7 protein-coding genes are annotated in these 11,623 nt (G+C 70.6%); 3 read left to right on the top strand and 4 right to left on the bottom strand.

Annotated features, from left to right (window positions below):
* Positions 1-39: 39 nt before the first annotated feature.
* Positions 40-915 carry a TatD family hydrolase gene (locus ACIBI9_RS27075; RefSeq protein WP_397225509.1) on the bottom strand — a complete coding sequence of 292 codons (876 nt, stop codon included), beginning with the start codon at positions 913-915 and terminating at the stop codon, positions 40-42.
* Here ACIBI9_RS27075 and ACIBI9_RS27070 point away from each other — a divergent pair.
* Positions 914-4,117: a BTAD domain-containing putative transcriptional regulator gene (locus ACIBI9_RS27070; RefSeq protein ID WP_397225507.1), complete on the top strand. Its 3,204-nt coding sequence runs from the start codon at positions 914-916 to the stop codon at positions 4,115-4,117. The two genes, ACIBI9_RS27075 and ACIBI9_RS27070, sit on opposite strands and share 2 nt — an antisense overlap.
* A 57-nt stretch (positions 4,118-4,174) precedes the next feature.
* Positions 4,175-5,410 (top strand): FAD-dependent monooxygenase, encoded by a 1,236-nt coding sequence (locus tag ACIBI9_RS27065; RefSeq protein WP_397225505.1) that lies wholly within the window; start codon positions 4,175-4,177, stop codon positions 5,408-5,410.
* On the opposite strand, the gene metG is transcribed toward ACIBI9_RS27065, so the two are convergent.
* Entirely contained in the window at positions 5,355-7,136 is a 1,782-nt protein-coding gene (gene metG / locus ACIBI9_RS27060) for a methionine--tRNA ligase (protein WP_397225503.1), read from the bottom strand. The two genes, ACIBI9_RS27065 and metG, sit on opposite strands and share 56 nt — an antisense overlap.
* A gap of 87 nt (positions 7,137-7,223) precedes the next feature.
* Positions 7,224-8,444, bottom strand: coding sequence for a glycosyltransferase family 2 protein (locus ACIBI9_RS27055; protein WP_397225501.1), 1,221 nt, complete (start codon positions 8,442-8,444; stop codon positions 7,224-7,226).
* A 171-nt stretch (positions 8,445-8,615) separates the two neighbouring features.
* Here ACIBI9_RS27055 and ACIBI9_RS27050 point away from each other — a divergent pair, with 171 nt between their 5' ends.
* Positions 8,616-10,091: a hypothetical protein gene (locus tag ACIBI9_RS27050; RefSeq protein WP_397225499.1), complete on the top strand. Its 1,476-nt coding sequence runs from the start codon at positions 8,616-8,618 to the stop codon at positions 10,089-10,091.
* Here the strand turns inward: ACIBI9_RS27050 and ACIBI9_RS27045 are convergent.
* Entirely contained in the window at positions 10,027-11,613 is a 1,587-nt protein-coding gene (locus tag ACIBI9_RS27045) for a dolichyl-phosphate-mannose--protein mannosyltransferase (protein ID WP_397225497.1), read from the bottom strand. The genes ACIBI9_RS27050 and ACIBI9_RS27045 overlap by 65 nt on opposite strands.
* Positions 11,614-11,623 lie beyond the last annotated feature (10 nt).

The raw sequence follows: 11,623 nt of genomic DNA, 5'->3' as shown, positions 1-11,623 counted from the left end.
CGCGCCCGTCCCCGCAGCCGGGAGTTCATCAAAAGATGGTCACCACTCGCCGAAGACCATGACTCCGTTGGCACTGATCGCCTCGCACAACTGATCCGGATGGACCCCTTTGACCTCCGCCAGGCAGCGCAAAGTGAGTGGGATGAGGTAGGGCGCGTTGGGCTTGCCGCGGTGCGGGACCGGCGGCAGGTAGGGGGCGTCGGTTTCGACCAGCATGAGCTCCTGGGGAGCGGTCTGGGCGGCCTCGCGGAGGTAGGCGGCGTTCTTGTACGTCACAGGACCGGAAAAAGACATGAAATATCCGGCTTCGACACACTTTTTCGCCATTTCGGCGTCGCCCGAGAAGCTGTGGAAGACGACCTTGTCCGGCGCGCCCTCCTCGGCCAGCACCCTCAGCACGTCGTCATGCGCGTCACGGTCGTGGATGACCAGGGCCTTGCCGGTGCGCTTGGCGATCTCGATGTGCGCGCGGAAGCTCGCGTGCTGGTCCTCCTTGCTCGCCCAGTCACGGAAGTAGTCGAGCCCGGTCTCCCCCACCGCCCGCACCTCCGGCCGCCGCGCGAGGCTCTCGATCTCGGCCAGGACCTCCGCCGTGGCCTCGTGGGCCTCGTTCGGGTGGATGGCCACCCCGGCGTACACGCCTTCCTGCCCGGCCGCCACCTCGGCGTTCCACCTGGAGGACCTCAGGTCGTAGCCGATGGTGACCAGGCGTGTAACACCGACCGCCCTGGAGTCCTCCAGGATGCTCCGAACGCTGGCCTCCGACGCCTGCGCGGCCTGCGCCACCGGATCGCCGGACGACGCCTGCCTGTTGCCGACCATGATGTCGAGATGACAGTGGCTGTCGAACACAGGTGCGGAAAGCGGCTCGGGAGCGGCGGGAAGCTTGGTCACGAGTTCTAAAGTAGCGTCCATGCGGTTCGGCATCCTCGGCAGCACCATGGCCTGGCGCGCGGACGGGGGCGAGGTGCCGCTCGGCGGTCCCGCGCGGCGGGCGCTGCTGGCGCTGCTGCTGCTCCGCCCTGGCGAGGTGGTCACCCGGGATCGGCTCGTCGACGTCCTCTACGGGGACCGGGCCCACGGTGACGCGGTGCACGCGCTGCACTCGCAGGTGTCCCGGCTGCGGCGGGACGGGGTCGCGATCGAGCTGACCGAGCTCGGTTACCGGCTGCTCGCCGCGCCCGACGACATCGACGCCCACCGCTTCCTGCGGCTCGCCGGCGCGGGCCGGGACGCGTTGAGGGAAGACCCCGTCCGGGGAGCGGGGCTGCTGCGTGAGGCCCTGGCGCTGTGGCGGGGGCCGGCGGTCGCGGACCTGGACCCCGAGCGCGGGGCCTTCCTGGAGGAGCGGCGGCTGGCCGCGCTCGAAGACCGGATCGAGGCCGACCTGCGGCGCGGCGCCCACCGGGAGGTCGTGGCGGAGCTGGGCGAGCTGATCGAGCGGCACCCGCTGCGCGAACGGCTGCGCGGCCAGCTCATGCGCGCCCTCCAGGCGGACGGGCGGCCGGCCGAGGCGCTGGTGGTGTTCGAGGACACGCGGCGGCTGCTGGCGGACGAGCTGGGCACGGATCCGTCGTCGGAGCTGGCCGACCTGCACGGCCGCCTGCTGCGCGGGGAGGCCGTCGTGCCGGTGCGGCGCGCGTTGCCCGCCAGGCTGACGAGCTTCGTCGGACGGGACGCCGACGTGGCGGCGGTGTCCGCGCTGCTCGGCTCCGCGCGCCTGGTGACCCTCCTGGGGCCGGGCGGCGCGGGCAAGACCCGCCTGGCGGTCGAGGTCGCCCGGTCGATCGGCGAGCCGCCTCAAGGCGACGACCGCGAGCCGGCCGAGGTGGTGCTGGTCGAGCTGGCCTCAGTCGGCGCCGGCGCGGCAGGGGCGGGGGCGGGGGCGGATGCTCCGGGCGCGGGCGCGGCGGGGGTCGGGGTGGATCTCGCCCAGGTCGTGCTCGGCGCGCTCGGCGTGCGGGAGAGCGGCCTGCTGGGCGGTCGTGCCATCGGCCCGGCAGACCGGGCCGCGCCGGTGGAGCGGCTGGTCGGCGCACTGGCCGGGCGGCCGATGCTGCTGGTCCTCGACAACTGCGAGCACGTCGTCCACCAAGCCGCCGAACTCGCCGAACGCCTGCTCTCGGCCTGCCCCACCCTCCGCGTCCTCGCCACCAGCCGCGAGCCGCTGGCCGTCACGGCCGAGCACCTCTGGCCGGTGCACCCGCTCGCCCCCGCCGACGCCGTCCGGCTCTTCACCGACCGGGCAGCCGCGGCGTGCCCGGGCTTCACCCCGGACGAGTCGGTCGAGCGGATCTGCGCGGCGCTCGACGGGCTCCCGCTGGCCATCGAGCTCGCCGCCGCCCGCATGCGTACGCACGGGGCCCACGAGCTGGCCGTACGGCTGGCTGCCCAGGATCGCTTCAGCCTGCTCTCGCGCGGCAGCCGTACGGCCGACCCCCGGCACCGGACCCTGCGCGCGGTCGTCGCCTGGAGCTGGGAGCTGCTCACCGACCAGGAGAAGGCCATGGCCGGGCGCCTGACCGCCTTCTCCGGCGGCGCGACGGCCACGGCCGCCGCCGAGGTGTGCGGGCTGCCGGACGCCGAGGACCTGCTGGACTCCCTGGCCGACAAATCCCTCCTCCAAAGACGCGGCGGCCGCTATCGCATGCTGGAGACCATCCGCGCGTTCTGCGCCGAGCAGCTCGCCGACGAGGCGCAGGCCGTACGGAGGGCCCACGCCGCGTACTTCCTCGACCTGGCCGAACGCTCGGACCCGCACCTGCGCGGCGCCGACCAGCTCCGCCACCTCGACCTGCTCGCCGCCGAGCACGACAACCTGCAGGCGGCGCTGCGCTGGGCGGCGGAGTCCGGGGAGGTGGCGCTCGGCATGCGGCTGCTGGCGGCCCAGTCGTCGTACCTGTGGATGCGCGGCATGCGCGCCGCCGCGACCGCCCCGGCGGTGGCGCTGCTGGAGGCGGCGGGTCCCGCGCCGGATCCGGAGCTGGGCGAGGCGTACGTGCTGTGCCTGCTGTCCGCGCTGGCCGGGAGCACCGGCAGGGACGCCTGGGAGAGCCACAAGAGCTGGGCCGAGACGATGGTCACCGCCGGTTCCGGGACGCGGCGCTACCCGCTCGTCACGTTCCTGTGGCCGATGATCACGGCAGGTTCGATCGATCCGACGGTGGCGCTCACGGTGCTGCGGCGGGCCGCGCGGGACGGAGACCCATGGGAGCGAGCGATAGCCCGGTTCATCTGGGCCTATCCGCAGATGAGCGCCGGGGAGTTCGCCTCGGCCGAGGCGGATCTGACGGCGGCGCTCGACCAGTTCAGGGTGCTCGGCGACCGCTGGGGCATGGCGCTGGCCCTGGACGGGCTCTCGTGGCTGGCGGGCATCTGCGGCGACGGCGCCTCGGCCGTGGCGCGCGTGGAGGAGGCGATCGCGCTGGCCGAGCAGCTCGGGGCCGAGGAGGACCTGCCCGACCTGCTGTGCAACCGGGGCGATCACCGCATCGGGACCGACCCGGCCGGCGCGCGGGCCGACTACGAGCGGGCCGCCGAGCTGGCGGGGCGGGCGGGCCTGCCGACGTACCTGGCCTCCGCGGTGCGCGGGCTCGGTGACGTGGCCGTCTCGGAAGGCGATCTGGCACGGGCGCGGGAGCTGTACGAGCAGGCGCTGCGGCAGTCGGACCCCGTATGGATCAAATCGGCGGGGAACCTGGCCCGGCTCCACGTCGGCCTGGGCCGGGTGGCCGAGGCCGAAGGGGATCGGAAGACGGCCAGAGAGTCCTACGAGCGGGCGGTGGCGGGCGCGGTCGAATCGGGCGCGCTGCCCGAGACCGCCCGGGCGTTCGAGGCGCTGGCCGCGCTGGCGTTCGATGACGATGGCGCCGAGCCGGCGGCCAGGCTGCTGGGGGCCGCCGTCGTCATGCGGGGGATCGAGCTGCCAGAGGAGCCCGAGTTCGCGGGGCGGGTGCGGGCCGCGCTGGGCGAGCCGGCCTACGCGCGGGCGCGGCGGGCGGGGGCGCGGCTCTCGCACCGGGAGGCGCTGGCCCTCGCCGGAGTGCCCGACGAGGTCATCGACCGCTCACCGCTGGGCGCCATCGCCGCCGTCACCGATCAGCCGACCCCGTGGTAGGAGCCCGGTGAGGGCGCGGTGAGGGCGCGGTGAGGTCGGGGCGGCAGGGTCGCGGGCATGGACATCCTGATCTCCGGCGCGAGCGTCGCCGGCCCGGCGCTCGCTTTCTGGCTCACCCGGTACGGCCACCGCGCCACCATCGTCGAACGCGCCCCCGCCCTCCGTGAGGGCGGCCACTCCGTGGACTTCCGTGGCGAGGCGCACCTGACCGTCCTGCGCAAGATGGGCATCCTGGACGCCGTCGAACGCGAGCAGACCCACATGGGCGCCATGTGGAATGTCAACGAGGCCGGGAAGAAGATCGTGGCCATGCCCGCCGACCTGTTCGCGGGCGACGTCGAGATCCTCCGCGGCGACCTGGCCCGCATCCTGTACGCCGCCACCGAATCCAGCACCGAGTACGTCTTCGGCGACTCCATCACGGCCGTCGACCAGGACGCGGACGGGGTGACGGTCTCCTTCGAGCGGGGCCGGGCCAGGCGCTTCGACCTCGTGGTGGGCGCGGACGGCCTGCACTCCAACGTGCGCTCCCTCGCCTTCGGCCCCGAGCGGGACTACCAGTCGTACCTGGGCCTCTACGCGGCGGTGTTCCCGATCGACAACTACCTGGGGCTCGACCACACCGGCCACACCTACAACCCGCCGGGCAAGATGGTCGGGATTTACAGCGCCAGGGGGAACACCGAGGCCAGGGCGGTGTTCTGGTTCGGCTCGCCGCCGCTCGACTATGACCGGCACGACGTCGACCGCCAGCGGGAGCTCCTGGAGCGGGCGTACGAGTGCGTCGGCTGGGAGGTGCCGGAGCTGATGCGCAGGATGCGGCTGACGGACGACTTCTACTTCGACTCGATCAGCCAGATCCGCCTGGACTCCTGGTCACGCGGCCGGGTGGTGCTGCTCGGCGACGCCGCGTGCTGCGCCTCCCCGCTGTCCGGCATGGGCACCGGGCTGGCGATGGTGAGCGCGTACGTGCTGGCGGGCGAGCTGGCCGCAGCCGGTGGCGACCACCGCGCCGCCTTCGCCCGCTACGAGCGGGAGGTGCGTGCCTACGCCGAGGGATGCCAGCGGTCGGCCGTGGGCGTCAGCAGGTTCATGGTGCCGGAGAACAGGTTCATGGCCTGGTTCATGAACCAGAACTACCGGCTCCTGCCGTACCTGCCGTGGAAGGGGCTGATGGCGAAGTCGGTCAGGAAGACCGCGAGCGCCATCAGCCTCAAGGACTACGGAACCTACGAGGTCACTCGCCCAGCCGGGCCAGCTCCTCGTCCACGACCTTCGGGTCGAGCTTCTTGAACAGCGGCACGGGCGGCGCGAGCGGCGTGCCCGGCTTGATCGGCCGGTGCTCCCAGCGGGCCGCCCCGTCGTACTCGCCGGTGATCACCGGGTAGGGAGTGCCGCCGTCCTCGTCGACCTCGCGGATCTCCGGCATGCCCGACCACACGCCCTCGCCGCCGAGCATGGAGAAGACCTTGTTGGACGAGCTGGGCAGGAACGGCGTGAGCATCGTCTTGGCGTCGTCGACGACCTGGAGCGCGACGTGCAGGATCGACTTCTGCCGCTCCGGGTCCTCCTTGAGCTTCCACGGCTCCTGCTCGGCCAGGTATTTGTTGGCCTCGCGGACCACGTCGAACGCCTCGTTGATCGCGTTCTTGAAGCGCGACCTGCTCAGCTCCGCGCCCACCGGCGCGAACGCCTTGCGCGAGCGCTCCAGCAGCGCCCGGTCGGCGTCGGTGAGGTCGCCCGGCTCGGGCACGGCCCCGAAGTTCTTGGCCGCCATCGAGATCGACCGGTTGACCAGGTTTCCCCAGGCCGCGACCAACTCGCCGTTGTTGCGGTTGACGAACTCCTGCCAGGTGAAATCGGTGTCCTGATTTTCCGGTCCGGCCACCGCGATGTAGTAGCGAAGGGCGTCGGCGTCGTAACGCGCCAGGAAATCTCTTACGTAAATTACTACTTGCCTGGACGAGGAGAACTTCTTGCCCTCCATGGTCAGGAACTCGCTGGAGACCACCTCGGACGGCACCTCGAGCCCGCCGAGCGAGCCCGGCGTGCCGGCACGGTCGCCCTGCCCGCTGTAGCCGTACAGCATCGCCGGCCAGATCTCGGCGTGGAAGACGATGTTGTCCTTGCCCATGAAGTAGTAGCCACGGGCGTCGGGGTTTTGCCACCACTCGCGCCACGCGTCGGGGTCGCCCGAGCGCCTGGCCCACTCGATGGACGCCGACAGGTAGCCGATCACCGCGTCGAACCACACGTAGAGCCGCTTGTTGGGCTGGTCGCGCCAGCCGTCGAGCGGGATCGGCACGCCCCAGTCGAGGTCGCGGCTGATCGCGCGCGGCTGCAGGTCACCGAGCAGGTTGAGCGCGAACTTCAGCACGTTGGGCCGCCACTCGCCCTGCTTGGACTGCAGGTAGGAGCCGAGCACCCCGGCGAAGGCGGGCAGGTCGAGCATGAAGTGCTCGGTCTCGACGAACACGGGCGTCTCGCCGTTGATGCGGCTCTTGGGGTTGATCAGCTGGATCGGGTCGAGCTGGTTGCCGCAGTTGTCGCACTGGTCGCCGCGCGCGCCGTCGTAGCCGCAGATGGGGCAGGTGCCCTCGATGTAGCGGTCGGGCAGCGTACGGCCGGTCGAGGGGGAGATCGCCCCCATCGTGGTCTTGGGGAAGATATAGCCGTTGTCGTAGAGGCCCTTGAAGATCTCTTGTGTGACGGCGTAGTGGTTTTTCGTCGTCGTCCTGGTGAACAGGTCGTAGGAGAGCCCGAGGCCGGTGAGGTCCTCGGCGATGACGCGGTTGTAGCGGTCGGCCAGCTCCCTGGCGCTCACGCCCTCCTTGTCGGCCTGCACCTGGATGGGCGTGCCGTGCTCGTCGGTGCCTGACACCATCAGCACCTTGTTGCCCGCCATCCGCTGGTAGCGGCTGAAGACGTCGGACGGCACGCCGAACCCGGAGACGTGCCCGATGTGGCGGGGGCCGTTTGCGTAAGGCCACGCGACGGCGGTCAAGATGTGCTGGGACATAGTCCTTAGCCTACGGGGCTCCCTGTCCCTCTCGGACCGATTCCCCCGCGTCGGCGGGGCCCCTCTGGACCCCGCCGTGCGGAACGGCTATCGCTTGGAGTCCTCGAGGGAAACCGCCTCCGCGGCCTCCTCGGCGGCCTTGGCGGCCACGTCGATGGAGCTCTCACGCGTACGGCGGATGCCGAGGATGCTGATGAACAGCGCCGCGAAGATCGTCTGGAAGCTCATGATCAGAGCGGTCGCGGAGGGCACGACGATACGCAGCGACTCGCGCGGGTCGAGCTCGCCGAAGCTGCGCACCTGCCAGTGGACCAGCGACATCACCAGGCCGATCAGACCGGCCAGCGCCAGCAGGCCGCCGACCACGAGCCCCTTCTCCAGGCTCACGATGTCGATCAGCCGCCGGATGCGCGGCGACTCGGGCAGGAAGCCCTCCTCGGCCGCGTAGACCTTGGTGAACACGGCGAACAGGGCCGCCTGGAAGCCGATCACCACCAGGGCGGACGACCCGACGAGGGTGTCGACGTCGAAGGCCAGCTCCCCGATCTCCACCGGGCCGAACGTCAGCGCCGTGCCGGCCACGAGGCCGATGATCATCATCAGCACGCCGGGGTAGAAGAACAGCCACTTCGGGCTGTAGAGCAGCAGGAAGCGCAGGTGGCGCCAGCCGTCGCGCCACGAGCGCAGGTGCGGCGGGCGGGAGCGGCCGTCGGGCGAGAGCGTGGTGGGCACCTCGCGCACGTCGAGGCCCGACAGTGTGGAGCGGACCACCATCTCGGAGGCGAACTCCATGCCGCCCGTCTGCAGCTGCAGCTTGAGGATCGAGTCGCGCCGGAACCCGCGCAGCCCGCAGTGGAAGTCACCGATGGCCGAGGGGAAGAACAGCCGGCCGACGAACGACAGCACCGGGTTGCCGAGGTAGCGGTGGAGCGGGGGCATGGCGCCCGGGGCGATGCCGCCCTTGAAGCGGTTTCCCATCACCAGGTCGGCGCCGTCGCGCAGCTGCTCGACGAACGGCAGCAGCGCGGTGAAGTCATAGGAGTCGTCGGCGTCGCCCATGATGACGTATTTGCCGCGCGCTGCCCTGATCCCGCCCATGAGGGCATTGCCATAGCCCTTCTCGTCGACGTGGACCACGCGGGCTCCGGCGTCGCGGGCGAGCTGTTGCGAGCCGTCCGTGCTGCCGTTGTCGGCGATCAGGACCTCGCCCTCGATGCCGTGCTCCTCCATGCACGCCAGCGCCTTGCGTACACAGACTTCCACGGTCTCCGCCTCATTGAGGCAGGGCATGACCACCGTCAGTTCCACGTGTCTACCCTTCAGTTAAGACTCTTCCAGTGAACCATCATGCCCTGTGCCCAACCGTGCTCGGGTCAAGACCCAAAAACGACTGGCATTCTTTACAGCATGGTGAGCGTCGCGGAGATTACCCCTGTGGACCACTCCGCTCCTGGCCGGGCAGCTCGTTGGCTGTCATTCTTGCGCCGGCATCGAGTGTTCGCCGCGGTTTTCGGCGTAGGCGCCGTGCTGCGGCTCATCACCATGCTCGGCTACGGCCCGGCCATGTGGTTCAACGACTCCTACGAGTACGTCTCGGTGGCGCTGCACCCGCGCCCGCACCCGATCAGGCCCGACGGCTACAGCTTCTGGCTCCTGCTGCTCAAGCCGTTCCACAGCTTCGCACTGGTGATCTTCACGCAGCACCTGATGGGCCTGGCCACGGCCTGCCTGATCTACGCGTTGCTGCGGATCAAGTTCCGGCTGCCGAAGTGGGGCGCCACGCTGGCGGCGGCGCCGGTGCTGCTGGACGCGTACCAGATCCAGCTCGAGCAGCTGGTGATGTCCGACACCATGTTCACGCTGCTCGTGGTGGGCGTCATCACGCTGGTGCTGTGGAAGCGGCGGCTGTCGTGGCGGGCGGGCGCGGTCGTCGGCCTGCTGCTGGCGCTCACGTGGCTGACCCGCTCGATCGGCCTGCCGATCATGGCGCTGGTGGTGCTCTACCTGCTGGTCAAGCGGACCGGCTGGCGCCCGATCGTCGCCGTGATCACGGCCTGCGCGGTGCCGGTGATGGCGTACATGGGCTGGTTCGCCTCCGCGTACGGCAAGTTCGCGATGACCAACAGCGACGGTCTCATCCTCTACATGCGCACGGCCATCTTCGCCGACTGCAACAAGATGAAGATCGACAAGTACAAGGAGGTCCAGCTCCTCCTGCTGTGCATCAACGACCCGGTCAGCCAGCGCAAGGACTACGCGCAGTGGTACCTGTGGGGCCAGGGCAACGGCGACGGCACGGGCACCGGCGAGGTGCTGCACCGGTGGGGCATCAACAAGAAGTGGAGCGAGATCACCAACGACGCGGCCAGCGCGTTCGCCACGCGGGCGATCCTGTCGCAGCCCGGCGACTACCTCAAGGTGGTCACGCGTGACTTCTTCCGCTCGTTCCACTGGGGCCGGCCGATGTTCCCCGACCCGTCCACGTACGGCATGTACGAGTTCAAGCCGTACGTCGAGCCGGACGAGAGCGGCCAGCCCAAGCGGCTGCCGAAGTGGTCGTCGTACGCGGGCGGCCGCACCGACACCGACGCGTTCAGCTACGAGCAGGGCCCGCCGGAGACCCGGATCGTGCACCCGTGGGCCGACATCATGAGCGGCTACCAGAAGGTGTTCTACCTGCGCGGCATCATGCTCGGCGGCATCCTGCTGATCGGCCTGTACGGCGTCGCGGTCAGGTGGCGCAAGTTCGGCGGCCCGGTGGTGCTGCCATGGCTGGGCGCGGTGGGGCTGCTGCTGGCCCCGGCCGCGACGGCGGAGTTCGACTACCGGTACGTGCTCCCGGCCGTCCCGCTGGCCTGCGTCGCCGCGGCGATCACGCTGCGCCGCGGCGTCACTTGGGCGCGGCGGTCACCCAAGAGCGCATCAGCATCCGAGCCCACCAGTCTGCGTGTGTGATCGTCTCGGCGGTCAGCACCGGATAGAGCCACCAGAAGTTGATCAGCACGATGAGCGCGAACGCCCCCACCAGCGCGGCCCCGGTCGCCCGCCGGGGCGTGGGGGCGTCCTGCCTGCCCAGCACCAGCCCCGCCACCAGCACGAGCGCCAGCACCATGAACGGCACGACGGGGATCATGTAGAACAGGTACATCGTCCGGTTGTCGGCGAGGGCGTAGTAGAACCACGGCAGCCAGCCGACCGCGACGCTCAACAGCACCGCCCCCGCCCGCCAGTCGCGCGTGGCCACGTACCAGGCGACGAGGCCGACCAGCGCCAGCACGGCGGCGTACCACAGGGCCGGGGTGCCGACCCCGAGCACGGCCTGTGAGCACTTGTCGGCCCCGCACGCCGACGGCGGTATGTCCGACGGGTAGTGGAACGAGACCGGCCTGATCAGCAGCGGCCACTGCCACGGCTCCGACATGTACGGGTGGTATTCGTGCAGGTTGCTGTGATAGCCCAGCACCTGCAGCTGGTACTGCAGCCACGACCGCACCGAGTCGACCACGAAGAACACGGGCCCGGACGAGGTGGCCTGCGCCCAGTTGCGCCCCCAGCCGCCGGAGCCGGCGAACCATCCGGTCCACGACGCCACGAAGGTGACCGCGGGCACGAGCGCCATGGCCGCGAACGCGCCCGGCAGGTCGTACGAGAACGCCCCCCGGTACGGCCGGCGTATCCCCAGCGCCCGCCTGGTCCCCATGTCCCACATGAGGCTCATGACCGCGAACGCGATCAGGAAGAAGATCCCCGACCACTTCACCGCGCACGCCGCCCCCAGGCAGAGCCCGGCCGCGAGCCGCCACGGCCGCAGCCCCAGGCGCGGCCCCAGCTCGATGATCGGCCCGCGCTCGTACCGGTCGGCCAGCCGCTGCCGCGCCCAGTCCCGGTCGGTCACCAGGCAGGCGAACCCGGCCAGCACCCAGAACATCAGGAAGATGTCCAGCAGCGCCGTGCGCGACAGCACCAGGTGCAGGCCGTCGAGCGAGAGCAGCAGCCCGGCCAGGCAGCCCAGCAGCGTCGACCGCGTCATCCTGAGCGCCACCCTGGCCATGATCAGGATGGACAGCGTGCCGATCAGCGCCGCCGCGAAGCGCCAGCCGAACGGGTCCATCCCGAACAGCCACTCGCCCACGCCGATCATCCACTTGCCCAGCGGCGGGTGCGCCACGAACGAGGCGCAGTCGTCGGGCCGCGGGCACTGCTTGAAGATGTCCAGGTTGCCGGTGATGAGGCGTTTGTCGGCGATCGGGTCTTTAGCGTCGCCGAGCATGGTCCGCTCGACGCCGTGCGTGATCAGCGAGTACGCGTCCTTGGCGTAGTACGTCTCGTCGAAGACGACGGCCTTGGGCTCGTCGAGCCTGATGAAACGCAGGAGGCCGCCGAACAGCGCGACCAGGATCGGCCCGGCCCAGCCCAGCATGGGTGTCCCCGGCATCGGCGGGACCAGTCGCTGAGCGGAAACCCCCCAGTTCCTCACGATGCGCACC

This window comes from Nonomuraea sp. NPDC050451, from assembly GCF_044458585.1.
This window is presented reverse-complemented; position numbering and strand designations above follow the sequence as displayed.